Annotated in this window: 22 protein-coding genes and 2 pseudogenes; 9 read left to right on the top strand and 15 right to left on the bottom strand. The window is 61.9% G+C overall.

The window, feature by feature from the left end:
• Positions 1-47: 47 nt before the first annotated feature.
• The 5 genes from AACU78_RS25870 (at position 48) to AACU78_RS25850 (ending at position 4,132) form a co-directional block, all read left to right on the top strand.
• Positions 48-482: a PACE efflux transporter gene (locus AACU78_RS25870; RefSeq protein ID WP_106578474.1), complete on the top strand. Its 435-nt coding sequence runs from the start codon at positions 48-50 to the stop codon at positions 480-482.
• Positions 483-541: 59 nt separating this feature from the next.
• Positions 542-1,174 carry a glutathione S-transferase family protein gene (locus AACU78_RS25865; RefSeq protein WP_106578473.1) on the top strand — a complete coding sequence of 211 codons (633 nt, stop codon included), beginning with the start codon at positions 542-544 and terminating at the stop codon, positions 1,172-1,174.
• Positions 1,175-1,189: 15 nt separating this feature from the next.
• Positions 1,190-1,927: an NAD-dependent epimerase/dehydratase family protein gene (locus AACU78_RS25860; protein ID WP_106578472.1), complete on the top strand. Its 738-nt coding sequence runs from the start codon at positions 1,190-1,192 to the stop codon at positions 1,925-1,927.
• 140 nt (positions 1,928-2,067) lie between these two features.
• On the top strand, positions 2,068-3,483 hold the full coding sequence (locus AACU78_RS25855) for an MFS transporter (protein ID WP_106578471.1): 1,416 nt from the start codon (positions 2,068-2,070) through the stop codon (positions 3,481-3,483).
• 133 nt (positions 3,484-3,616) lie between these two features.
• Positions 3,617-4,132 (top strand): hypothetical protein, encoded by a 516-nt coding sequence (locus AACU78_RS25850; RefSeq protein WP_106578470.1) that lies wholly within the window; start codon positions 3,617-3,619, stop codon positions 4,130-4,132.
• 116 nt (positions 4,133-4,248) lie between these two features.
• Here the strand turns inward: AACU78_RS25850 and AACU78_RS30180 are convergent.
• From AACU78_RS30180 to AACU78_RS25840, 3 genes and pseudogenes are all read right to left on the bottom strand, one after another.
• Positions 4,249-4,662, bottom strand: a pseudogene (locus AACU78_RS30180) (methyl-accepting chemotaxis protein); the annotation flags it as partial.
• Between the two features lie 177 nt (positions 4,663-4,839).
• A pseudogene (locus AACU78_RS30175) lies at positions 4,840-5,463 on the bottom strand (PAS domain-containing protein); the annotation flags it as partial.
• Positions 5,464-5,736: 273 nt separating this feature from the next.
• Positions 5,737-6,606 (bottom strand): LysR family transcriptional regulator, encoded by an 870-nt coding sequence (locus AACU78_RS25840; protein ID WP_106578468.1) that lies wholly within the window; start codon positions 6,604-6,606, stop codon positions 5,737-5,739.
• Positions 6,607-6,702: 96 nt separating this feature from the next.
• Here AACU78_RS25840 and gstA point away from each other — a divergent pair, with 96 nt between their 5' ends.
• Positions 6,703-7,305, top strand: a complete 603-nt coding sequence (gstA, locus tag AACU78_RS25835; protein WP_106578467.1) for a glutathione transferase GstA — start codon at positions 6,703-6,705, stop codon at positions 7,303-7,305.
• Positions 7,306-7,430: 125 nt separating this feature from the next.
• On the opposite strand, the gene AACU78_RS25830 is transcribed toward gstA, so the two are convergent.
• From AACU78_RS25830 to AACU78_RS25790, 9 genes are all read right to left on the bottom strand, one after another.
• A complete protein-coding gene (locus tag AACU78_RS25830) occupies positions 7,431-8,825 on the bottom strand; it encodes an aromatic amino acid lyase (RefSeq protein WP_106578466.1) in 1,395 nt (464 codons plus the stop codon).
• Positions 8,822-9,826: an ornithine cyclodeaminase family protein gene (locus AACU78_RS25825; protein WP_106578465.1), complete on the bottom strand. Its 1,005-nt coding sequence runs from the start codon at positions 9,824-9,826 to the stop codon at positions 8,822-8,824. The genes AACU78_RS25830 and AACU78_RS25825 overlap by 4 nt, the downstream gene beginning before the upstream one ends.
• Positions 9,827-10,125: 299 nt before the next feature.
• Positions 10,126-11,052, bottom strand: a complete 927-nt coding sequence (locus AACU78_RS25820) for an aliphatic sulfonate ABC transporter substrate-binding protein (protein ID WP_106578463.1) — start codon at positions 11,050-11,052, stop codon at positions 10,126-10,128.
• Positions 11,052-12,065 carry an ABC transporter substrate-binding protein gene (locus tag AACU78_RS25815; protein WP_106578462.1) on the bottom strand — a complete coding sequence of 338 codons (1,014 nt, stop codon included), beginning with the start codon at positions 12,063-12,065 and terminating at the stop codon, positions 11,052-11,054. Before AACU78_RS25815 ends, AACU78_RS25820 begins: the two co-directional genes overlap by 1 nt.
• Positions 12,066-12,241: 176 nt before the next feature.
• Positions 12,242-14,878: a TonB-dependent receptor plug domain-containing protein gene (locus AACU78_RS25810; protein ID WP_106578461.1), complete on the bottom strand. Its 2,637-nt coding sequence runs from the start codon at positions 14,876-14,878 to the stop codon at positions 12,242-12,244.
• A 241-nt stretch (positions 14,879-15,119) separates the two neighbouring features.
• The gene (locus AACU78_RS25805; protein WP_106578460.1) at positions 15,120-16,058 is read right to left on the bottom strand and encodes a FecR domain-containing protein; all 939 of its coding nucleotides are present in this window, start codon (positions 16,056-16,058) and stop codon (positions 15,120-15,122) included.
• Positions 16,055-16,564 (bottom strand): sigma-70 family RNA polymerase sigma factor, encoded by a 510-nt coding sequence (locus AACU78_RS25800; protein WP_106578459.1) that lies wholly within the window; start codon positions 16,562-16,564, stop codon positions 16,055-16,057. Before AACU78_RS25800 ends, AACU78_RS25805 begins: the two co-directional genes overlap by 4 nt.
• A 108-nt stretch (positions 16,565-16,672) precedes the next feature.
• Positions 16,673-17,464: a phosphate/phosphite/phosphonate ABC transporter substrate-binding protein gene (locus tag AACU78_RS25795; protein WP_106578458.1), complete on the bottom strand. Its 792-nt coding sequence runs from the start codon at positions 17,462-17,464 to the stop codon at positions 16,673-16,675.
• Positions 17,465-17,473: 9 nt separating this feature from the next.
• Positions 17,474-18,403, bottom strand: coding sequence for a fatty acid desaturase (locus AACU78_RS25790; protein WP_106578457.1), 930 nt, complete (start codon positions 18,401-18,403; stop codon positions 17,474-17,476).
• Positions 18,404-18,704: 301 nt separating this feature from the next.
• Here AACU78_RS25790 and AACU78_RS25785 point away from each other — a divergent pair, with 301 nt between their 5' ends.
• Both AACU78_RS25785 and AACU78_RS25780 read left to right on the top strand, forming a co-directional pair.
• On the top strand, positions 18,705-19,136 hold the full coding sequence (locus tag AACU78_RS25785) for a GNAT family N-acetyltransferase (protein WP_106578456.1): 432 nt from the start codon (positions 18,705-18,707) through the stop codon (positions 19,134-19,136).
• A 66-nt stretch (positions 19,137-19,202) separates the two neighbouring features.
• Positions 19,203-20,021, top strand: a complete 819-nt coding sequence (locus tag AACU78_RS25780) for a class I SAM-dependent methyltransferase (RefSeq protein ID WP_106578455.1) — start codon at positions 19,203-19,205, stop codon at positions 20,019-20,021.
• Positions 20,022-20,157: 136 nt separating this feature from the next.
• Here the strand turns inward: AACU78_RS25780 and def are convergent, their stop codons facing one another.
• From def to AACU78_RS25765, 3 genes are all read right to left on the bottom strand, one after another.
• Entirely contained in the window at positions 20,158-20,697 is a 540-nt protein-coding gene (def, locus tag AACU78_RS25775; protein ID WP_106578454.1) for a peptide deformylase, read from the bottom strand.
• The gene (locus tag AACU78_RS25770) at positions 20,694-21,662 is read right to left on the bottom strand and encodes a YihY/virulence factor BrkB family protein (RefSeq protein WP_106578453.1); all 969 of its coding nucleotides are present in this window, start codon (positions 21,660-21,662) and stop codon (positions 20,694-20,696) included. The genes def and AACU78_RS25770 overlap by 4 nt, the downstream gene beginning before the upstream one ends.
• Positions 21,663-21,843: 181 nt before the next feature.
• Entirely contained in the window at positions 21,844-22,029 is a 186-nt protein-coding gene (locus AACU78_RS25765) for a CsbD family protein (RefSeq protein WP_076015848.1), read from the bottom strand.
• Between the two features lie 198 nt (positions 22,030-22,227).
• Here AACU78_RS25765 and AACU78_RS25760 point away from each other — a divergent pair, with 198 nt between their 5' ends.
• Positions 22,228-22,605 (top strand): hypothetical protein, encoded by a 378-nt coding sequence (locus tag AACU78_RS25760; protein ID WP_106578452.1) that lies wholly within the window; start codon positions 22,228-22,230, stop codon positions 22,603-22,605.
• Positions 22,606-22,672: the final 67 nt, after the last annotated feature.

Here is a 22,672-nt window from a genome sequence, read left to right as displayed (position 1 = left end):
CGTCTGCGCCCTCTGACGTTCCTGTCACGTAAAAAAGAGGAAGTGCTATGCAAGGCGTGAAACGCAAACTGGTGTATGTGTCGCTCTATGAGCTGATCGGCATGACCTTCTCGGCGTTCGGGCTGGCGCTGCTGTCGGGCACTCACCCGTCCAGCACAGGGCCGTTGGCTGTGGTCATCACGACCATCGCGGTCACCTGGAATTTCATCTACACCTCACTGTTCGAGCGCTGGGAAAGCCGTCAGGCCGACCGCACGCGCACCGTCAAACGGCGGATTGCCCACGCGGTCGGGTTTCAACTGACGCTGATCGTCTTCCTGATTCCGCTGATCGCCTGGTGGATGAAGGTCAGCCTGGTACAGGCGTTTGTGCTGGACCTGGCGTTGATCCTGTTCATTCCCTGCTACACGTTTGCCTTTAACTGGCTGTTCGACCGCACCTTCGGTTTGCCCGCGTCGGCGTTGCCGGCCACAACCGCGTAGCGTCGAAGGTTTACCCCTGATAGATTCCCATGGGTCATCTCCATCGTCAGGGAAGTACCATGGGACACTCACTGAAAATCCTCGGCCGCACGTCCTCCATCAACGTGCGCAAAGTGCTCTGGACCTGCCAGGAACTGGGCATCGACTACGTGCGCGAAGACTGGGGCATCGGTTTCAAACCCACCCAGTCGGCCGAATTCCTCGCCCTGAACCCCAACGCCCAGGTGCCGGTGCTGATCGACGACCACGGCGTGCTGTGGGAATCCAACACCATCTGCCGCTACCTGATAGGCCTTTACCAACGCCACGACCTGTTACCCGCCGAACCGGCGCCACGCGCTCGGGTCGAGCAGTGGATGGACTGGCAAGCCACCGAACTCAACCGCGCCTGGGGCGATGCGTTCACCGCCCTGGTGCGCAACAACCCGGACGGTCTCGATCCGGCGCAGATAGTCGCCGCCGTGCGGGTATGGAACGACAAGATGGGCCTGCTGGAGCAACAGCTGGCCAAGACCGGCGCCTACGTGGCTGGCGACGAATTCACCCTCGCCGATATCCTCATCGGCCTCTCGGTGCATCGCTGGCAGAACACCCCCATGGAGCGCCCGCCCTACCCCGCAGTGGCGGCCTACTACCAGCGCCTCAGCCAACGCCCGGGCTTTCAGACCTTCGCCCTTGGCGGTCATAACTGAAACAAGGACACCACCGTGAAAGGACTCAACGTATTGCTCACCGGCGCCTGCGGCAGAATCGGCAAGGTGTTTTTCGAAGCCTCGAAAGACCGCTACCGCTTCACCCTTACTGACCGCATCGCACCGGACTTCGACCTGGGCGAGCACCGTTACATAAAAGCCGACCTCAGCGACAAAGCCAGCCTGGCCGGCCTGCTCAACGGCATCGACGTGATCGTGCACCTGTCAGGCATCCCCGACGCCAGCGCCGCGTTCGAGGACCTGCTGCCCAACAACATCCTCGCCACCACCTACCTGTTCGAAGCCGCCGTGGCCGCGGGCGTAACACGCCTGGTGTACGCCAGCAGCGCGCAAGCCATCGAGGGCTACCCGGTTGACCGGCAGATCACGCCCGGCATGCAGGTCATGCCCGGCAACCTCTACGGCGTGAGCAAATGCTACGGCGAGGCGCTGTGCAGCTACTACGCGGCAAAAACCGCGCTGTCGACCATTGCCCTGCGCATCGGCGCCTTCGAATCGCGCCAAGCCCCCGACCTGAACAACGCCCGCGACCTCAGCGCCTGGCTCAGCCCGCGTGACGCCGTGCAATTGCTGCAACGTTCGGTTGACGTCGAAGGGGTCAAACACCTGATCGCCCACGGCATTTCCAATAACCGCTTCAAGCGCCTGGACTTGAGCGAAACCACACGGGTGCTGGGCTATCAGCCGGTGGATGATGCATTCCAGACCTTCGAGATGCCCATCACCTATTGACCCCCTGCGCCATAAAACCTTCAAACCGGAAGGCTTGGCGCAATAAATCGGCAATTGCGTGCCGTGGCGCACGCAATTTCACAAGCGCCGGTTTACGTTAGCCCGCTAAGATTCCAGGTCACTGCCCCTGGAATCCGCCCATGTCGACACTCACCGCCTCAGCCACGGACGGCATTGACCCGATCCGTGCCGCCCACATCAGCGTGCGCATTGACCGCTTGCCCGCCGTCGCCACGCTCTGGCGCCTGGTGGCGTTGCTGTCGATCGGCGGTTTTTTCGAGCTGTATGACTTGTTCCAGACCGCCTATATCAGCCCCGGCCTGATCAGCGACGGGATTTTCCACACTGGCAGCGAGGGCGTGTTCGGGTTCTCCGACCAGGCCGCTTTCGCCTCGGCAACCTTCCTCGGCCTGTTCCTCGGCGCCAGCCTGCTCAGTCCCATTGCCGACCGCTTCGGGCGTCGGGCGATCTTCACCTTCGCGTTGATCTGGTACACCGTCGCGACGGTGTTGATGGGCATCCAGACCTCCGCCCTGGGCATCATCTGCATGCGCTTTCTGGTGGGCATTGGCCTGGGCATCGAACTGGTGACCATTGACGCCTACCTTTCGGAACTGGTGCCCAAGCGCATGCGCAGCTCGGCCTTTGCCTTTGCGTTTTTCATCCAGTTTTTGTCAGTGCCGGCGGTGGCGTTGATGTCATGGTGGCTGGTGCCCCAGGCGCCGTTCGGGGTGTCGGGCTGGCGCTGGGTGGTGCTCAGCAGTGCGGTGTTTGCGCTGTTTATCTGGCAACTGCGCAAGCGTCTGCCGGAGTCACCGCGCTGGCTGGCGCAGAAAGGCCGTTTCGACCAGGCCGGTCAGATCATGGACAGCCTGGAAGCACGCTGCCAGAAAGACCACGGCAAAGCGCTGGATGAACCCGAACCCGAAGCCGTCAGCGTGCAGGGCAACGGCCGTTTTGCCGATATCTGGCAACCGCCTTACCGCCGCCGCGCGTTGATGCTGATTGTGTTTCATGTGTTCCAGGCCATCGGCTTTTTCGGCTTCGGCAATTGGCTGCCGGCGTTGCTCTCGGGCCAGGGCGTGAGCGTGACCCACAGCTTGCTGTACGCCTTTATCATCACCCTCGCCTACCCGCTGGGCCCGTTGCTGTTTGTGAAGGTGGCCAACCGCTTCGAAAACAAATGGCAGATCGTCGGCTCGGCCATGGGCGCGATGATCTTCGGCAGCCTGTTCGCCCTGCAAACCACGGCGGTGGGGCTGGTGATCTGCGGGGTGATGATCACCTTTTGCAACGCCTGGCTGAGTTTCAGTTATCACTCGTACCAAAGCGAACTGTTCCCCACCAATATCCGCGCGCGGGCGGTGGGCTTCTGCTATTCGTTCAGCCGTTTGTCCACGGTGTTCAGCAGCCTGTTGATCGGTTTTATCCTCGAACACCTGGGCACGCCGGGCGTGCTGGCGTTTATCGCCAGCAGCATGTTGATCGTGATGATCACCATCAGCTGGTTCGGGCCGCGCACGCGTAACCTGGCACTGGAAAATATTGCGCACTGACGGCAAGCCTTGGCCGCCGGCGGGCCAAAGGTTGCCGCGACGGCGGTGTCATCCCCAATAAAACCGGGCACATCGCCCTCGGCATGCTATTTGCTCCACCTCAAACACCGAACACATCCTCAGGTGACCGATCATGCTGGTTAACAACAACGCCCAAGCGGTGTCGACCGTCCAACAGCTCAAGCGACCCGACATGGACCCGGCCAATGCCGCCGCCAGCACGCTGTACAGCGGTGCCCTGCAAGCGGCGCAGCAAAGCGTGACCGTGCCGGCCGCGCAGAAGGACCTGGACAAGGCCAACGACCGTATCGACGAAGCCTTTGCCAAGACCCGTGTGCAGTTGCAAGCCACGACGGCCTCCACCACGACGGCAACAAGCACCGATGTGCCTGCCGCCGGCTCGACCACCAGCAGCGCGCGGGCCGACTTCACCGACTACATGAACAAATCCCCGGCCGAACGCATTCGCGAACAACTGCTCAAGGAGCAGGGTTTGACCGAAGCGCAGGTGCAGGCCATGCCGCAGGAAAAACAGGACGCGATTGCCAAGCAAGTGGCTGATCGTGTGAAGCAGCAGCAAGAACAGCAAGTAGCGGCGAAAGCCACGGACCCGGCGCAGTCGGTGAAAGAGACCCTGGCTGCGCTTTAACCGACACGGCCAATCAAAATGTGGGAGTTGGCGTGCCTGCGATGCAGACACCCCGGTGTATCAAGTACACCCAGGTGACGCTATCGCGGGCAAGCCTGCTCCCACAGGGACCGTGCCTACTGCAGCTGCAGGGTCGAGTTGAACTGGCTGATCGCATCCACCACATGCCGTGACCCTTCCTGAATCTCCAGGATCACCTGCCCCGCTTCATTCGCCAGCTCCACCCCAAGCCCGGTGCGGCTCAGGCTCGACTGCATGCTCGAAACCGCGCTCAGCGACAGGTCGTGGTTCTTGCGCACCACATCCACAATCTCCACCGTCGCCTGGCTGGTACGCGCCGCAAGGCTGCGCACTTCGTCGGCCACCACCGCAAACCCGCGCCCGTGCTCGCCGGCCCGCGCAGCTTCAATGGCCGCGTTGAGCGCGAGCATATTGGTCTGCTCGGCGATGCTGCGAATGGTCTGCACGATGGAACCGATGATGTCCGACTGCTTGCTCACCGCATCGATGCTCTGGGCCGCCTGGTTCAAGTCGTGGGAAATCTCTTCGATGATCTGCACGGTTTGCTGCACCACCTCCGAGCCCTTGCGTGCGCACGCGTCGTTTTGTACTGAGGTGGCGTGGGCCGAATCGGCCGCGGTACGCAGGGTGGTGACCTGATCGGTGATGTCACTGGCGAACTTCACTACTTTGTACAGGCGCCCATTGGCATCGAAGATCGGGTTGTAGGACGCCTCCAGAAACAGGGTTTTGCCGTATTTGTTTTTGCGTTCGAAGCGGTGGGAATGGTATTCGCCGCGGTTGAGTGAAGCCCAAAAGGCCTTGTACGCCGGGGATTCCACTTCGCCGCGGTGGCAAAACATGCTGTGGTGCTGGCCAATGATTTCTTCGCGCGAATACTGCACGGTGCGCAAAAAGTTGTCGTTGGCATTGATGATCTGGCCTTGTGGCGTGAACTCGATCACGGCCATGGACCGGCTGATCGCATCGATCAGGCTTTGGTTCTCGTGTTCATGGTGGACCCGCGCAGAAATGTCCGATGCCACTTTGATCACGCTCTGCACCTGATTGCTGCTGTCCAGCACCGGCATGTAGCTGGCTTCGAGCCACACTTCCTCACCGCGCTTGTTCAGGCGCATGAACGTGCCACTGAGCGCTTCACCCCGCGCCAGGTCGCGCCACAGCTTGGCGTAGGTCTCGGTGTGGGTGTACGCCTCTTCGCAAAAGATGCGGTGATGCTTGCCGCGAATCTCCTCCACGCTGTAGCCCATGGTTTTACAGAAGTTGGGATTGGCGTCGAGGATCACGCCGTTGCGGTCGAACTCGATCATCGCCATGGAGCGGCTGATGGCAGCAAGCTTGGCGTTGGCTTCGGTGAGAGCACAGGAAAAACGTTCGATTTCTTGCAGGTCGGATTTGTGATGGCGGTTGAACATGGTCAGATCACCCTAGATTCCCGGCGCCTGAAACGGCGCATTCCATTCTTCAGTTGGCTATTGCTGGCACACCTTCATGGGGAAAAAACCATCCGAATCGCTTTACATGCCAAGCGTCATCAACGGTTCTGGGTGAGCATAGACAGGGCATGGCGCTATGCAAGGCCACTAGTCAGCCAGCATTTTTAACAATGCACCGGCCGCCGCCGAGGGTGGAAGAGTCTGCGAACCGACCAAGGCAAACTCACGGTACAACGGCACCGTCAACGGCATCACGCGCAGGCCATTGCGCTGGGCCGGCAAGGCCATTTCCGGCACCAGCGTGACACCGACGCCCTCGCGCACCAGGCTGTAGGCGCTGCTCCATTCACGCACTTCCACGCGGATATCGTGCAGGCGCAGGCCGGCGTCGGCCGCCAGGCTGCGGGCATTCGCGGTACAGCCGCCGGTGGCCAGTACGAAGGGTTGTTCGAGTAAGGCTTCGAGCGCCACGCTGGCATCCTGCGGGCACTGCGCCAGTGGATGGTGGGCCGGCAGCACTGCCATCCACAGGTCGCGACCCAATACCGTGGCGTTGCGCTCGGGTTTGGGGTTGAGCACCACGCCCAAATCGATCAGTCCCGCGTCGAGCAAGGTGTGCACTTCGCTGTCAGTCACTTCCAGGGTGGTGACCTCGATACCCGGGTTCAACTGACGGAAACGCTGCAGCAACGGCGTGAGAAAAGTTGCCAGCACCTTCGGAAAACTGGCGATGCGAATGTTCCCACGCAGCAGCGGGCGCGCTTCATCCACCGTGGTGCGAATGGCCTGCAGCGCGCCCATCATCACCCGCGCCTGCGCGATCACGTCGAGCCCAAGCGCTGTGGGCAACGTCTTGCGCGGTTCACGGGTAAACAGTTGCGCGCCCAGCGTCGCCTCCATGGACGCCATGGCCTGGCTGGCGGCGGACTGCGTCATGCCCACCTGCTCGGCAGCCGCCGTGATGCTGCCGTGGTCGGCGACGGCCACCAGCAGGCGCCAGTGCATCAGGTTCATCATGGCAGTAGCTGTCCTTATGGATGGGGTCTGCAGGTTTAATTTTACGCACGGTGCCACGCCCGCGAGACTGGCGCAAACCCAACGGAGTCGCCTTTGATGAAACTGTATTTTTTCCCCAACGCCTGTTCGCTCGCCCCGCATATCGTGCTGCGTGAATTGGCGCTGCCGTTCGAGCTGGTGCAGGTGAACAACCAGGCTAAAACCTTCGGCAACGGCGAAGATTTCCTGCAGATCAACCCCAAGGGCTACGTGGCGGCGCTGCAACTGGACAACGGCGATGTGCTGACCGAAGCCAGCGCCATCCTGCAATACCTGGCCGACCTCAAACCCGCGGCCCTGCTCGCCCCGGCCAATGGCAGTTGGCAGCGCGTGCGGTTGCAGGAATGGCTGAACTTTATCGCCAGCGAGATTCATGGCGGCTTGGCGATTTTCTTCAACCCGGCCATTCAAGGCGAAGTGCGGGCGATGTTTCTGGCCACGCTGTTCAAGCGCTTTGCGATTCTGGTGCAGCCACTGGAGCGTCAGGATTACCTGCTGGGCGAGCAGTATTCGGTGGCGGACACGTATTTGTTTGTGGTGCTGCGCTGGGCGGGTGTCCACGCTATTGATTTGCAACAGTGGCCGGCGTTGGCGGCGTTTCAACTACGCGTAGGATCACGGCCCGCTGCTATCGCCGCATTGGCCGCCGAGGCCGCATGACCTGAAATGCAAATAAAAATGTGGGAGCGCGCTTGCTCGCCAATGCGGTGGGTCAGTCAGCACATGCATTCACTGATACACCGCAGTCGCGAGCAAGCCCGCTCCTACCGTTGATCTGCTTCGTTTCAAAGAAAGGGTGTCAAGCTGCCATCGGTGATGAATGCACTCAGCGCCAGTACATCCACCGAACCCGACCGGTCCTGATCCAGATGCGCCACTTGGCTGCGCACCGCATCATGGACCCGCCGCGTGCCCTGCCCCAATCGCGATACACCCCGCAGGTCTACCGCCTGCGCCGCGACGATCAGTTCAATGCTGGCCAACCACACCACCCGCTCGGTCAACCGGCGGGTCTTGTCGACCACCGCCAGCGCCTGCCCGGCGTAGTCTTCCACCCGATCGGCCACCGGCACGCTCACGGCGGGCAGCGGGTTGGCCAGGTGCCCGATCTCTGCGACCAGCGCCGCGCTGGTGCGCTGCAAGGCCGCCATGCCGACATGCCCCGGCTGCGTGATCAGAAAGCGCGGCAAATCACTGGACGCGGGCGACAGCAACTTGGCAATGCGCTCGGCGCTGCACGCGGCGACTCGAATCAGCGCCAGGCCCAAACCTTCAGCGGCGAGGGCCAGGTGCGTGCTGTCGAAATTGGCCGTGGCCAACACCAAAGATTCCTCGCTGATCAGCGCCGGATTATCCGCGCCACTGCGCAGTTCCAACTCGATCAGTTCATGCAGTTGCTGTAACGCCTGTTGCGCAGCGCCTTGCACAACCGTGGCACAACGAAAGCTCAACGGATCTTGCAAGCGGCGCGGGCTGTACGCCAAATCGCCGCCTTCAAGCAGGTGCAACAACGCCGCCGACTGCTCGGTTTGCCCAGGCGCCGGGCGCAAGCGTGAGGCCCACGGCTGGAACGGGCTGAGGTTGGCCCGGTAGCCTTCACACGACAACGCCAGCGCCGCCAACACGGCCTGTAACACCTGCTGCGCCTCGGCCACCAGTAACGCCCCCAGCCCGACACTTGCCGCATTCGCCGACACCAGCGCCAGGCCATCCTTGCCGGTCAACGGCACCGTAAGCGCCAAGCTCAAGTGAGCCAACGGCGCCAGGTCACTCTCGCCCAGCGAGCCGAGCAACGGCACCTCGGGCTCGGCACCGGAATTAAGCAACGCCAACAGTGCCTCGGCCGCCGCCGGTGAAATGCCCGAACGGCCCTGAGCCAACCCGGCCAAACGGGCGGCGGTGATTGCGCGTAATTCCTGGCGATTGGCCAGACGCCCGACGCCCACCGCTCGGCCCAGAGGAATAGTGGCCTGCAACGGTGCCACGGGCGTGTCCACCGCGGCACCGAGCCCGGTGGTCACGCCATAAATCGGCGTGCCTTCGGCCGCCCGCTTCAGCAGCAGGCGGTGGCCTTCGTCGATCCGTTGGCGCGCTTGCGCGCTGAACTGCGCCGGTGTGTCGTGCCGGGCAATGGCGAGCAGATCTGCCAACGCCAAGCCTTGGGGATCGAAGCTGATCATGCCCAGCGCAGCCGCTGGCCGATGCCCAATCGCTGGGCTTTTTCCAGCAGTGCATGGCCCAGGGCGATGTCGCTGAGGCTCAGGCCACGGTGCCAGAACAGAATGGTTTCTTCCGGGTTTTCGCGGCCGGTTTTCAAGCCGGCGACAATCTGCCCAAGCTCGGCGTGCAGGGTGTCGGCACTGAGCTTGCCGGCATCGACATGCGCGCGCAGTGCGCCAAACATCCCGCCTTTGCACTGGCCCCAATCGTCCACCACCAATTTGCTCATGATGTCGGTCAGCGACAATTGCACCGCGCTCATGGTGCCGTAGGGCACGACGAAGGCGCCGGGTTTGATCCAGTCGGTGCGCAACAACGGCTCGGGCTGATCCAGGCGCGAGGCCTCGACCACGATGTCGGCGCCACGCACGGCCGACTCCCAGTCGTCGGTGACAATCACCGGCTTGCCCAAGTCCTGGCGCAGGCGGTGGGCGAAGGCTTCGCGGCTTTCGCTGCGGCGCGAATGCACGCGGATTTCCTCGAAGTCGAACAGATGGTCCAGCAGGCGCACATTCCAATACGCGGTGCCACGCGCGCCGATATGCGCCAGCACTTTGCTGTCGGGCCGGGCGAGGTATTTGGCGCCGATGGCGGTGACGGCGCCGGTGCGCATGTCGGTGATTGCCGAGGCGTCGAGGATGGCCCTGGGAATGCCGGTGGCTGGGTCCAGCAGGTTGAGGATCGCCAACTCCGACGGCAGGCCCTTGCGGTAATTATCGACAAAGTCGCCCACCACTTTGACCCCGGCGTAACCGATGTCGCCGCCGAGCACGCCGCGCAACACGTTGAAGTGGCCATTGATGCCGCCGCCAGGAATCAGGTGAGTGCGCGGCTCGATCACCGCCTCGCCACGGCCCTGAATCGCCAGGCTGGCTTGGATGGCGGTGAGGATTTCCTCGTTGGAAAGGTTGAGCGCGTCGATGTCCAGGCCGTTGAGAAAGTCGATGTAGATCGGTTGCATGGTCTGCTCACTGATGGGAGGTTTTAGAACTTGTTGTGCCTTGCGGGCTTGGGGTGCCGAGTGGGACTCCTGTGGCAAGCGGGCTTCTCGTGGCGAGCGGGCTTGCCCCGCGTTGGGCTGCGAAGCGGCCCCATGTCAAACCTGCGCGCGTCCCCTGACACACTGCGGTGAATGGTTTTGGGGCTGCTGCGCAGCCCAACGCGGGGCAAGCCCGCTCGCCACAACAAGCCTGCTCGCCACACCTGGCCGGCTTGCTACACCAAGCCGGCTCACCACAGGAGCCTTGCTGGCCGCAGGATTCAAGGCGCCTTGAACACGATCTGCTGCACATCGACCTTCTTCGGGATCAGGCCGTTGGCAAAAAACAGGTCGGCAGTGCGTTGCTGGTTGGCGATGTCGACGGCCTCCAGCGGACGAATCGGCGCGGGTGAGCGGTGTTCGAAGTAGCTTTTAACCACCGCCGGTGGCAGGCCCAGGGTCTTGGCCATCAGCGCAATGCTTTGCTCGGGTTGGTCCAGGGACAGGCGCTGGGCCTTGGCGAGGGTCTTGATGATCGTGCCGACCGCTTGCGGGTGCTGTTTGGCAAACGGGCTGCTGACCACAAAGAAACTGCCCGCCGGGTTGAGGCCTTGGCCATCGCCGAGCACGCGGGCGGAGCCGTCGACCACGGCCGCGGAGTAGTACGGGTCCCACACTACCCAGGCGTCGACCTTGCCTTGTTCAAACGCGGCACGGCCATCGGACGGCGACAGGTACACCACGTCTACATCCTTCCACTGCAAACCGGCGCGCAGCAGGCTCTTGAGGAACAGGTTGTGTGCGCTGGAACCCTTAAGCAGCGCCACGCGCTTGCCCTTGAGTTCGGCCACGTTCTGGATCGGGCTGGCTTTGGGCACCAACACCGCTTCGGTCTTGCCCTCATTCGGCTCGACGGCGAAGTACTGCAGATCAATGCCGGCGGCCTGGGCGAAGATCGGCGGGATGTCGCCGATGTTGCCGATGTCCAGGCTGCCACCGTTCAGCGCCTCGATCAGCGGCGGGCCGCCAAGGAATTCGATCCATTGCACCTGGGTGCCGGGCAGCGCGTCTTCAAACAACTTGTGCTCGCGGGCCAGCACCATGCTCACCGAGCTTTTCTGGTAGCCGATGCGCAACGTGGAAGGTTCGGCGGCGAGCACATGGCTGGCCACCAGCGAAAGCACAACAACAGCGAGGGCTTTAAGCATCAGAGGGCTCCCTTGACCTTGGCCGCGACATCCGCCGGCACCCATTGCTGCCAGACGTTCGGCTGCGCTTTGAGGAACGCCAGCGCGACCTGGCGTGGCTGTTCACGTTTCTCGCTCATCTGCGCAAGGACGCCGTTGAGCAGGTCAATCGGCAGGTCGACTTTTTCAAAGAACGTGACCAGTTGTGGGTACTGCGCCTTGAAGGGCGCCGACACGCCAATCGCCAGATGCGCCGGCATTGAACGGGTGCCGATGGGGTGCGGGTTGTTGGCGTCGGCCAGGGTTTTCCAGGCCTCGGCGTTGAACGGCGGTTCTTCCAGTTTGATCAGCTTGAAGCGGCCCAGCAGCGGGGTTGGCGACCAGTAGTAGAACAACACCGGTTTGCCGCGGCGGATCGACGACGCCACTTCGGCATCCAGCGCCGCGCCGGAGCCGGTACGGAAGTTGACGAAGGTGTCGGTCAGGCCATACGCCTTGAGCTTCTGGCTGTTGACGATTTCCGAGGTCCAGCCGGTGGGGCTGTTGAGAAAGCGGCCTTTGCTGGGGTCTTCGGGGTCGCGGAACACGTCCTTGTAGCGCGACAGGTCGGCCACCGACTTGAGGTCCGGGGCCAGGGGTTTGATGCCGCGCTCGGCGTCGCCCTTGATCACGTATTCCGGCACCCACCAGCCTTCGGTGGCGCCTTTGACCGTGTCGCCCAGGCCGAACACTTTGCCTTCGCCTTCAGCCTTGACCCACGCCGGACTGCGCCCGGCCCATTCTTCGCCGATCACTTGGATGTCGTCCTTGGCCAGCGCGGCCTCCAGGCTCACGGTGCTGCCGGGCAAGGTGTCGGTGGGCAGGCCGTAGCCTTTCTCGACGATCAGGCGTAGCACTTCGGTGATCAGGCTGCCGCTTTCCCAGGTGATATCACCGAAGTGGATCGGTTTGACGGCATCGGCAGCGTGGGCCGGCTGGGCCAGGACGGTCAGTGCCAATAGCGAGCCACCGAGCAGGTTTTTTAGTGTTCTCATGAGTAGCCTCTTGGAGATTCAAAACAGATCCAAAGTGGGCAGCGTCAGTGTGGGAGCGGGCTTGCTCGCGAAGGCGTCGTATCAGTTGATACATGTGCTAACTGACACGACGCCTTCGCGAGCAAGCCCGCTCCCACATTTGATCTTCAGCAGCCTCTAGATCGCAGGGTCATTTGTTAAAAGTCATAACTGAGCCGCGTGTAGTAAAACGCCCCTTCCGGCGCGGTCGGTGACAGGTAGCTGTATTGCTGGCCCGGCGTCTGGCGCAGGCGGCTGTTGAAGTCGTCGGGCTTGCTGTCGAACAGGTTGTTCACGCCCACCGACACGCGCAGTTGCTGGGTGAACGCGTAGTTGACGTCGAGGTCGGTGCTCCACTGCGCACTGAAAACCTGGTCGTACTGCGCGTTGGTCTCGCTGGCCGCGTATTTGCGGTATTTGCCGTAGCGGGTCTGGTTGAGGGCGATGGTCCATTGGTTGAGCGTGTGCACTGCGCCGAACACCAGTTTGTCTTCGGGATAGCCGTGTTCGATAAAGCCACGCGCTTCGCGGGTCAGCACTTCAAAGCCGTTGGGGTTTTCGTGGACTTTCTCGATGGTGGTGCGCGCCTTGGTGTAGCCGGCGGACAGGGCCAGGTTGCCGAACTGCGCGAGGTCCAGGTTGTACTTGCCGACGATGTCGACGCCGCGCGTGCGGGTGTCGGCAGCGTTGGTCATGAACTGCGCCCAAGAGTATTGGCCGTAACCGGCATTGGTGAGGATCTGCTCGGCCAGTGGCCCGGAGATGCCGCCGCTGAACAGCAAGCGGTCGCGAATCGAGATTTGATAGGCGTCGATGGTCAGCGAGGCATTTTCTGCCGGTCGCAGCACCAGGCCCAACGAGTAGTTGGTCGATTTCTCAGGTTTGAGCGGTTGCGCGCCAAGGGCACGGGCCGCCGGGTTGTCGGCCGGCAGCATGCGCGTCAGCACTGGGTTGCCGTTGGCGTCCAGGTTGGTGGTGGTGGTCCATGAGGTGCCAATCTGCCCCAGGCTCGGCGCGTGGTAAGCATTGTTGACCGTGGCGCGCACGCCCACTTGCGGGGTGAAGTCATAACGCGCCGAGAGCTTGCCGGTGGTGGCCGAGCCGAAGTCCGAGTAGTGCTCGGTGCGCCCGGCAACACCGACTTGCAGCTTGTCGGTAACCTGGTTTTCGAGGCCGAAATACACGCCGCCCACGTCCCGTTTAAACGTGCCGGCGTCTTCCGGGGTCAGGCCCGAGGCTTGTACCGCGCCAACCTGTACGCCATCGATGCCGCCGTAGGAATAGGAATCGTAGTCGCCGGCTTCCAGGCGATATTGCTCATGCCGATAAGCCACTCCGCCGGAGACAGTCAGCGGGTGGCTGGACCAGTTCACGTCCAGGTCCTTGGCGTAATCGAGAGTGATGTTGGTCTGGTCGTTGATCAGCGTGGCGACGTTGAACTTGGTCGGGCTGTTGGCGCCGTAGCTCGGGTTGACCGTGTTGAAGGCCAGTTCGTCGTGCTCGTCGCGGCCATAGGTGGCGCTCAGGTCGAAGCGGCCGATGCTGTCGTCTTCATAACGCGTGCCCACGGTGATGGCGCCGTCTTCGTAGCGATAGCGGTACTTGGGAATCGTGCCGCCGGGGTAGATCGAGGCAACGTTGTTCGGGCTGCTGGCCAACAGCGGCGGCGTGTTGTTCACCGAGGTGTCCTGGCCGAAGGTGGCGAAGCTGTAGACGCGCCATTGGTCGTTCAGGCCGATCTCGGCGTTGGCCGCCAGGTTGTATTTGTCACGCCCGGCGCCGCCCCAGCGTGGGTCTTGCACGTGACCGTCGGCGACGTACTTGTCGCCAATGTCGTCGGGCTTGTTGTTCAGCGTGTTGAAGCTCAGGGTCAGGAAGCCATCGCCCGGCAGGCCAATGCCGTACCAGCCGTCGGTGGTTTTGCTGAAGCCATCGCCCTGGGCGTATTTGCCCAGTTGCGTGTTGATGCCGCCACCGCTGTCGCGCTCCTTGAGCACGATGTTGACCACCCCCGCCACTGCGTCGGAACCGTACTGCGCCGACGCGCCATCACGCAGCACTTCGACGTGGTCGATGGCGCTGATGGGGATCATGTCCAGGTCCACCGGCTGGGCGCCAATGAACGGCACGCCACCGGAAATATTCACCACCGCCGAGGTGTGCCGGCGCTTGCCGTTGATCAGCACCAAGGTCTGGTCAGGCGACAGGCCACGCAAGGAAGCGCCCTTGGGGTCTTGCCCGCGGGTGGCGCTGTTGTTCTGCGGAAAGTTGAACGACGGCAGCAGTTGGAACAGCGCTTGGTTGAGGCTGGTGGCGCCGGTTTGCTTGAGTTCTTCGGCGTTGATCACATCCACCGGCGCGCTGCTGGTCAGGGCGGTGGCATTGCTGCGCCGCGTGCCGATGGCGACCACGCGGTCGAGGGTCGGCGCCTGCGCGGCGCTGGTCTGCGCCTTGACGCTGCTGGTCGCGTTTTTGGCTGCGCCTTCCTTGATGATGAACGCACCGTCCGGGCTCACCTGCACTTGCAGGCCGGTGCCCTTGAGCGCGGCGTCCACCGCCTGGTGCGCTGACAGCGAACCGTCGACAGTGGCCGAGGAATAATTGCCCAGTTGTGGCGTGAAGGAAATCACCTGGCCGCTCTGGCGGCTGATGTTCAACAGCACTTCATCCAGCGGGCCGGGGGCGATGTGGTAGACCTGACGCGCCTCTTCGGCGCTGGCGGCAAATGACACAAACAGGCTGGCCAACGGCACCAGGGCAAAGGTTCGAAGCGGCACACGGTTGAACTGACTCACTTTGGCTCCCCCCAAGGAAACTCGAGAACGCTGCTCCCCGCAGCGCTTACGGGAGTGATGTGGGATGGCGGGGGCAAAACTTGCAGATCGTTTGGTTATGTCGATAGAACCCACCCGCGAAGTGAAAACCCCACCCCTGTGGGAGCTGGCTTGCCTGCAATGCAGGCGACTGGGTCCATCTGCCACAACCAGGTGATGCCATCGCAGGCAAGCCAGCTCCCACATTGGCCGAGCAAGTCCGTCAGGCCGCATTGACGGTCACCCACAACCCGGTGCGGCGGGTGATGTGGATCGGCAAGGTGCGCGCCAGGGTGTCGAGGATTTGCTGCGGGTTGTCCAGCCGATAAAGGCCGCTGACGCGCAAGCCGGCGACTGACGGGTCCAGGCGCAACACGCCAGTGTGATAGGGCCGCAACGCGTCGATGACTTCGGCCAGCGGACGGTCACGCACTTGCAGGAAGCCGTCGATCCACGCCGTGGCGCCGGCCGAACTGACCTGCACCGGGCCGAAGCCGGCGCGGTCGAAATGCACTTCATGGCCGGCGGCGAGTTGCAGGCGTTCGCCGCTCTGACGATCGATTTCCAGCGCGCCATCGAGCGCCACGACCTGGCCCTGCCCTTGCCGCTCGCGCAACACAAAGCGATTGCCGTAGGCGCGCACCTGCGCCTGCTCGGTCTGAATCAGAAAGGGGCGGTTACGGTCGCTGGCGACACTGGCCAGCAACTCGCCTTCGCGCAGGCGCACCAGGCGCCGCTGCGGGTCGAACTGGATATCCGCCGCGCTTTGCGCGTTGAGCAACAACTCGCTGCCATCGGCCAGGGTAACGGTGCGACGTTCACCGGTGCCGGTGCGGATGTCCGCAGTCAGGTCCGCTAACCCCATGGGTTTGCTCAACAGCGCAGCGCCCATGGCCACGCCTGCACCCGCCAATGCGACCTGCAATACATGGCGGCGGCTGGAAGGCGCATCCAGCGCTTGCTGCAGAACCTTGCCGCTTACGCCTTGCGCTTGCGCAACCTGAAACACGCCAAGGCGCGTTTCCAGTTGCCGGCACAACGCGTCATGCCGCGGGTCGGCTGCGCGCCAGTGGTGATAGCGCTGCCAGTCCGCCGCCGTGGCCTCGCCCGAACGCAGCAGCACGTACCAGCGCGTGGCGCTGTCGATCAAGGCGTCGTTCATTCCAGGCACAGCCGCAGGCAACGGTTGAGCGCGCGGGCCATGTAATCGCTGACCGAACGCTGGGAAATTCCCAGTTCGGCGGCGATCTCGGGGTAGGTCAGGCCATTGAGTTGCGACAGCAGGAAGGTCGCCTTGACCTTGGCCGGCAAGCCGTCGAGCAACTGGTCGATGGCCTGCAAGGCTTCGAGCATGTGCGCCAGGTCTTCGGGAGACGGTGCGGTGCAGGTTTCGTCGTTGTCCAGGGCATCGAGATAAGCGCGCTCCAGATCCCGCCGGCGCCACAGCTGGTACATCAGGCGCTGGGCAATGGTGGTGAGCAAGGCGCGGGGCTGACGAATCGGCACCACGCCTGGCGAACTCAGCAGTTGGACGAAGGTGTCGGCGGCGATGTCTTCGGCGTGGGCACGCGAGTCGAGATGGCGGTGCAAACGGCTGCACAGCCAGTCGTAATGACTGCGGAACAATCCGCCCACGTAATCGCTGTGAGAAGTGTCGGCGCCGGACATAGTGGCTCCATCTGAGTAGGTTGCGCGTTATGTCCGGTGTTCCGGTGGAGCGATCCTAGCAAGGCGGCTTATTCATTAATAATATTTAAAAGGTATTTTTATATAACCTTATTGAAGCTTCGAATAACCTGCGTTGACCGCCTGTTGCTGGTAATCCAACAGCACGCGGTAGTCGTCTTCGCGCGCGGGCAGCACTTGCTGGATACCCAGCGTGTCGACCACCTGCGGTAAATCCTGCAACGCCAGGTTCATTGCCTCGCGGATCTGCGCCACGTGCTCATCGCTCAGCCTAAGCGGCCCGATGTAAGGCAAGGTCGGGCTCGGCGCGCTGTGGGGGACGATGCGCAGCCCCGCCACTTCCAGCGGGGCGAAACGCGCCAGGTAGTCGTAGGTGACGCTGTCGATGGCGGCGAGGTCGGCAAGGTTTTCGCGCAGCCAGCGCAGGCTTTCACGGTGGGCGCCGCTGATACCGACGCTGGCAAAGAAACGACCGCCGCGCTGCAACGGCGCGAGGCGTTCGCGCAGCAGGTTCATGCCGCTGTTGGAGTCATGGCCATTGATCACGCCACGGCTGAGGTAGAAGTCCGCCAGTGCGGTGCGCGGGTCGTCGTCGCGGGCCAGCAGCAGGCTGCAATGTTCGCCCTGGCTGCTGTGGGCCAACTCGTAGCGTGGGCGACCGATCACGCGCACCTGGCCGCGCAGTTGGGTCATCAGCGGATAGCCGCAGGTTTGCGTGACGAGCAGTTCGGGCGCCAGCCACAGGCCGTGCAGGTCGAGGTGGTCGGCGTTGCGGCGGCTCAGGTTCAGACGCTCGACTATCCGCGCCAACCACTGCTGGTTGGCGCGCTGCACCGCTTCGGGGGCGACGTACATCAGCAGTTCGGCGTAGTGATCACTCATGGGCGTCTCTCAGGCAAAAGGGTGCCGGGGGCTGTCGATGGCCTTGAGGCCGTGGCGGCTGATCAATTGGCCGTAGCCCTGCACCACAAACCCGCCGCTGCGCGCCACCCATTGTTCGCGGCGGGCGTGGTAGACGGTGGGCAGCAAGTACCAGGGCAGTTTCGGCAAGTCATGGTGCACTAGGTGCAGGTTGTTGTTGAGGAACAGCCAGGTCCAGGGCCAGGCCGCTTCGTTGAGGACGGTGCGCTGTTCCGGCTGCAGGTGTGGACGGTGCTCATAGTAGGAACGGATCGACGCCAGGGACAAGGCCGGCACGCTGACCAGCAGCAGGTAGTGCCACACCGGCAGTGCGCTGCAGTGGGCAATGAAGCTCAGCATCAATAGGGTCACGGCGCCGTGGGCCAGCCACATCGGCCACACGTGGGGCAAGCGTTGAAACTCATGGCGCGCCAATCGGCCAATTGCCAACGGCGCCGCGAGCAGGAAACGGCCGAGCACGGTTTTGGTCAGCCAATGCACGCTGCGTTTGAACAACGAGCTGTTGTCCCATTGGGATTGGTTGAGGTAGCGGCTTTCCGGGTCGATGCCCGGCAGCGTCAGGTCTTCATCGTTGTGGTGCAACAAATGGCTTTCGCGGTACAGCGTATAGGGATACCACACGGCAAAAGGCGCATAGCCGAGCAGTTTGTTCACAAGAAGCGAGCGGGTGGGATGGCCGTGGAGCAATTCGTGCTGCACCGACAGCCACAGCGTCACCAACGGGATCAGCAGCAAGGTGCTCAGCCACAGGCCCAGCCATTGACTGGCGAGCATCACGGCGAACCAGCCGGTGTACACGCCGATCAGCAACAGCCAGGTCGGCCATTCGGTTCGGGCGGTAAAACGGTGCACCAGGGCTTCGATTTCCCGGCGCTGGGTCAGATCAAGGTAGTTGGCCATCGGCAGCTCAGAGCAGGTGTTTCCTGCTCTGTGCATTGAGGCTTGAAAATCTTGCAGACCGTTTGGTTCTAAGCTTGTAACTCAGTGACCGAACAGGCCTGTGTCGGACTTCTTGGCTTTCTTGTCAGCGCGTTTTTCATCGGCGGTTTTTGCCGGTTTCTTCTTCGCGGCTTTCTTTGAATCCATACCTTTGGCCATGATGCATGCTCAACTGAAGGGGATGTAACAGTGGGTATACCACCTATTGCCGGGCAGAAGGCGCTTATAATCCCCGACCCTTGATATTGCTCGCTTGAAGACCATGCCCGAACTGCACCTCGAACCGCTGGCAGCGCCGCTGTGGCCGCTGCTCAACAAGTTTTACCGTAGCCACGACTCGTCGATGAAAGCCATCAAAGGCGGGCGTTTATGGGTGGCGCGCGACAGCGAGATCGTGGCCGGGTTGTGCCTGAGCCCGGTGCTGGGCGGGCAGTGGCTGACGGGGGTGTTCGTGGACCCCGCGTATCGCGGCAACGGGTTGGCGGCGCGGCTGATTCTGCAGGCTGTGGCCGAAGTGGAAGGCACAGTGTGGCTGCTGTGCCATCCGGATCTGGAAGGTCTGTACCGGCGTATGGGCTTCACTCAGGACACGGTGCTGCCACAATCGCTCAGCGAGCGTCTGGTGCGCTACAAACGCAATAAACCAATGATCGCCATGGGGCTTATAACCAAGGGTGAGGTGCACCTCGGATAATGTGTGATCGCCCGGTAGAGGGCCCATGCTAGCCTCGACGGCACAGTGGCCCCTTACAGGATGATCATGAAAACGACGCTTGCAGCTCTGTCCCTCACCGCCCTCCTCGTTCCAACGCTCAGCCAGGCAGCCGACGCACCGATTACCGCCGCGCAGTACGCCAGCGTGCTTGCCGGCAGCTGGCGCGACCCGGCCAACAGCGCGCGCGACGTTTATCGCCATCCGCAGCAAACGTTGGAATTCTTCGGCCTGGGCGCCAAGCAGACGGTGATCGAAATCACCCCGGGCGGCGGCTGGTACAGCGAGGTCCTGGCGCCGTTGCTCAAGGACCATGGGCATTACGTCGCCGCCGTGCAGGCTGCGAGCAGCAGTGCTTACGCCGCGACGTCCGAACAGAACCTGAAAAAGAAATTCGCCGCCGACCCTGCGCGTTATGCCAAGGCCGAGGTTGTCGAATTCGATCCCAAGGCGCCGGTGTTCGGCAAGCCTGCGTCGGCCGATGCGGTACTGACCTTTCGCAATGTGCATAACTGGGTTGACGCGGGCACCGCGCCGGCCACCTTCAGCGCGTTCTACACGGTGCTCAAGCCCGGTGGGGTGCTGGGCGTGGAAGATCATCGGGCCAAGGATGGGGCGGATCTGGAAGCGATCAAGGACAGTGGTTACCTGACCACCGCGCAGGTGGTGAAGCTGGCAACGGACGCCGGGTTCAAGCTGGCGGGACAGAGTGAGGTGAATGCCAACCCGAAGGACACCAAGGATTACCCCGGTGGCGTATGGACCTTGCCGCCGGCATTGAAATTGGGTGAGCAGGACAAGGCCAGGTATGTGGCGATTGGTGAGTCGGATCGGATGACGTTGCGGTTTGTGAAACCGGCCAAATAACCCGCTTTGAAATGCAATGCACATGTGGGAGTGGGCTTGCTCGCGAATGTGGAGTATCAGTCACAGGATAAGTCACTGATACACCGATTTCGCGAGCAAGCCCGCTCCCACATTTGGATCTCGTTGGGCCTGAAAGCTATTCGTCAGCGTTCGGATCCATGTCTGGAAACATCACTTCGATAAACCCGAACTTGCTGAAGTCGGTAATCCGCGAGGGGTACAACCGGCCGATCAGGTGATCGCATTCATGCTGCACCACGCGCGCATGGAAACCCTCGGCGATGCGCGTGATCGGCTCGCCTTTGGGGTCGAAACCCTCGTAGCGAATCTGCTGATAACGGTCTACCGCGCCACGCAGGCCGGGCACGGACAGGCAACCTTCATAGCCCTCTTCCACCACCGGGCTGAGCGGTGTGATCAACGGGTTGATCAGGATGGTCTGCGGCACCGGCGGCGCATCCGGGTATCGCTCGCTGGCTTCAAAACCGAAGATCACCAGTTGCAGATCGACGCCGATCTGCGGTGCGGCCAGGCCAACGCCGCCGACGTGTTCCATGGTCTGGAACATGTCGTCAATCAACTGCCAAAGCTCGGGGCTGTCGAACATTTCCGGCGGAACCGGCGGTGCAATACGCAGCAGGCGCTCATCGCCCATTTTCAGGATTTCACGGATCATCGATCAGGCTCAATGGGTGTGGGCTTGGAGTGGTCCCGGCCTAGGCCTGAGACGTGCTGTTTTGCATCCGTGTCAGAAACTTCTTCGGCGGGTTCATCGAACTCCTTTTCTCCCGGGTCCTTGCCTTCAGCCGACATGTGTTCGATCACGGCATTCATCTCCGCGCCCAGCAACAGCACCGCGGCGGAAATATAGAAGTACAGGAGCAGGACGATGATCGCACCGATACTGCCATACATGGCGTTGTAGTCGGCGAAGGTTTTGACGTAATAGCCAAAGCCCAGTGAAGCAACGATCCACACCACCACGGCGAGCACCGAGCCGGGCGTGATGAAGCGGAATTTCTGCTCCACATCGGGCATCACGTAATACATGAGGGCCACGGCGAACATCAGCAAAATCACAATCAGCGGCCAGCGCAGGATGGTCCACAAAGTCACCACGAATTCCTGCATGCCGATCTGTCCGGCGAGCCACTCCATCACCTGCGGGCCAAGCACCATCAAGGCGGCGGCGGCAAGCAGCATGCCGGCGATGCCGACGGTGTAGAACACCGAGAGCGGGAAGCGCTTCCAGATTGGACGGCCTTCGACCACATCGTAGGCAGCGTTCATCGCGCTCATCATCAGCCGTACACCGGCGGAGGCGGTCCACAGGGCGATCACGATACCAACGGAGAGCAAGCCACCTTTGGACTGCTGCAACTGGTCGATCACCGGGTTGACCTGCTCCAGCGCCTGGGGCGGCAGCACCAGTTCCGATTGCATGCGCAGCCAGGTGAAGAAGTCCGGCAGGTGCAGGAAACCAATCAGGGCGATGAGGAACAGCAGGAAGGGAAACAATGAGAACAGCATCTGGTAGGCCAGTGCCGAGGCATAGGTGGGCATTTCGTCATCGACGAATTCCTTGACGGTGCGCACCAGCACCTTATGCAGGGGTAAACCTTGTAATACCGGAAAAATCATAGCGTCTCCTTTCGCCGCAAAAGGGTGAGGTCGTGGGCGACTCAGGGGCCGTTTTCTACATCAAAAGTAGCCTACTTGGCGACTTTGAAACAATTACCAGATTTTAGTTGCAGCATCTGACATAAAAACGGCCATCCGTGGATGGCCGTCGGGCTGCACGCATACAGCCAACGATTCAGACTTACTTGGTGGCTTTTTTTACCGCGTCTTTGGTATCGCCCACCGCTTTCTGCACTTCGCCTTTCTTTTCCTGAACCACGCCTTCGGCGCGCAGCTTGTCGTTGCCAGTCACTTTGCCAACACCTTGCTTGACGTTGCCGACGGCTTCGTTAGCCAAACCTTTTGCCTTATCCGATGTGCTGCTCATGGTATTTCTCCTGGAACAATCGAGGTTTTTGGTCATTACGTAGAGATTGACCCGAGGCTGTTCGGCAGAGTTTCAATTATTTTTCGACGGGCATTTCATCGCCGCCTGCAGGTTTGGCTTTATGTTTTGCAGCCAACCCACGAGAATGCCCCGCACATTCAGGCTATAACGCTGAATAACAGATCCCGTAGGAAGGTTATGAAACTCAATAAAGCACAGGCTATCGCCCGCAGAAACCAGGAACTGGGCGGTGCCGTACTCGGCCTCAACAACTGCCACTTCACCGACCTGGACCGCAAACGCAATATCTGGTGGTTCGACCTGCCGGTGGGCCGTATTGCCGTGGGCCAGTACGAGTGGATTCACTTGTTGATGCACAACGCCGAGTCCGACCAGTTGCTGCACCTGAAGGTGCCGACAGCATTTTTGCGTGAAAAACTTGAAGGGCTGGTAGTGCGCAATGCAGGCAAGCGCAGCCCGGAGATCACGCTGGAGCTGAGCGCGGACAAGGATTCGTTCCTCACCGATGTGCGCCCGGCAGGTGCGGGTGTGAGCTTCGCGCAGTTTGCGGTGTAAAGACGCAGATCAAACATGTGGCAGCGGGCTTGCTCGCGAACACGGTGTGTCAGTCGCCGGATGTGTT

Origin of the sequence: Pseudomonas sp. R9.37, assembly GCF_963878885.1 — a bacterium.
Taxonomy (GTDB): domain Bacteria; phylum Pseudomonadota; class Gammaproteobacteria; order Pseudomonadales; family Pseudomonadaceae; genus Aquipseudomonas.
This window is presented reverse-complemented; position numbering and strand designations above follow the sequence as displayed.

Excerpts from the sequence above, each read along its gene's own strand:
- AACU78_RS25870 (WP_106578474.1), top strand. The coding sequence starts at position 48 with ATGCAAGGCGTGAAACGCAAACTGGTGTATGTGTCGCTCTATGAGCTG.
- AACU78_RS25865 (WP_106578473.1), top strand. The coding sequence starts at position 542 with ATGGGACACTCACTGAAAATCCTCGGCCGCACGTCCTCCATCAACGTG.
- AACU78_RS25855 (WP_106578471.1), top strand. The coding sequence starts at position 2,068 with ATGTCGACACTCACCGCCTCAGCCACGGACGGCATTGACCCGATCCGT.
- AACU78_RS25850 (WP_106578470.1), top strand. The coding sequence starts at position 3,617 with ATGCTGGTTAACAACAACGCCCAAGCGGTGTCGACCGTCCAACAGCTC.
- AACU78_RS25840 (WP_106578468.1), bottom strand. The coding sequence starts at position 6,606 with ATGATGAACCTGATGCACTGGCGCCTGCTGGTGGCCGTCGCCGACCAC.
- gstA (WP_106578467.1), top strand. The coding sequence starts at position 6,703 with ATGAAACTGTATTTTTTCCCCAACGCCTGTTCGCTCGCCCCGCATATC.
- AACU78_RS25830 (WP_106578466.1), bottom strand. The coding sequence starts at position 8,825 with ATGATCAGCTTCGATCCCCAAGGCTTGGCGTTGGCAGATCTGCTCGCC.
- AACU78_RS25825 (WP_106578465.1), bottom strand. The coding sequence starts at position 9,826 with ATGCAACCGATCTACATCGACTTTCTCAACGGCCTGGACATCGACGCG.
- AACU78_RS25820 (WP_106578463.1), bottom strand. The coding sequence starts at position 11,052 with ATGCTTAAAGCCCTCGCTGTTGTTGTGCTTTCGCTGGTGGCCAGCCAT.
- AACU78_RS25815 (WP_106578462.1), bottom strand. The coding sequence starts at position 12,065 with ATGAGAACACTAAAAAACCTGCTCGGTGGCTCGCTATTGGCACTGACC.
- AACU78_RS25805 (WP_106578460.1), bottom strand. The coding sequence starts at position 16,058 with ATGAACGACGCCTTGATCGACAGCGCCACGCGCTGGTACGTGCTGCTG.
- AACU78_RS25800 (WP_106578459.1), bottom strand. The coding sequence starts at position 16,564 with ATGTCCGGCGCCGACACTTCTCACAGCGATTACGTGGGCGGATTGTTC.
- AACU78_RS25795 (WP_106578458.1), bottom strand. The coding sequence starts at position 17,464 with ATGAGTGATCACTACGCCGAACTGCTGATGTACGTCGCCCCCGAAGCG.
- AACU78_RS25790 (WP_106578457.1), bottom strand. The coding sequence starts at position 18,403 with ATGGCCAACTACCTTGATCTGACCCAGCGCCGGGAAATCGAAGCCCTG.
- AACU78_RS25785 (WP_106578456.1), top strand. The coding sequence starts at position 18,705 with ATGCCCGAACTGCACCTCGAACCGCTGGCAGCGCCGCTGTGGCCGCTG.
- AACU78_RS25780 (WP_106578455.1), top strand. The coding sequence starts at position 19,203 with ATGAAAACGACGCTTGCAGCTCTGTCCCTCACCGCCCTCCTCGTTCCA.
- def (WP_106578454.1), bottom strand. The coding sequence starts at position 20,697 with ATGATCCGTGAAATCCTGAAAATGGGCGATGAGCGCCTGCTGCGTATT.
- AACU78_RS25770 (WP_106578453.1), bottom strand. The coding sequence starts at position 21,662 with ATGATTTTTCCGGTATTACAAGGTTTACCCCTGCATAAGGTGCTGGTG.
- AACU78_RS25765 (WP_076015848.1), bottom strand. The coding sequence starts at position 22,029 with ATGAGCAGCACATCGGATAAGGCAAAAGGTTTGGCTAACGAAGCCGTC.
- AACU78_RS25760 (WP_106578452.1), top strand. The coding sequence starts at position 22,228 with ATGAAACTCAATAAAGCACAGGCTATCGCCCGCAGAAACCAGGAACTG.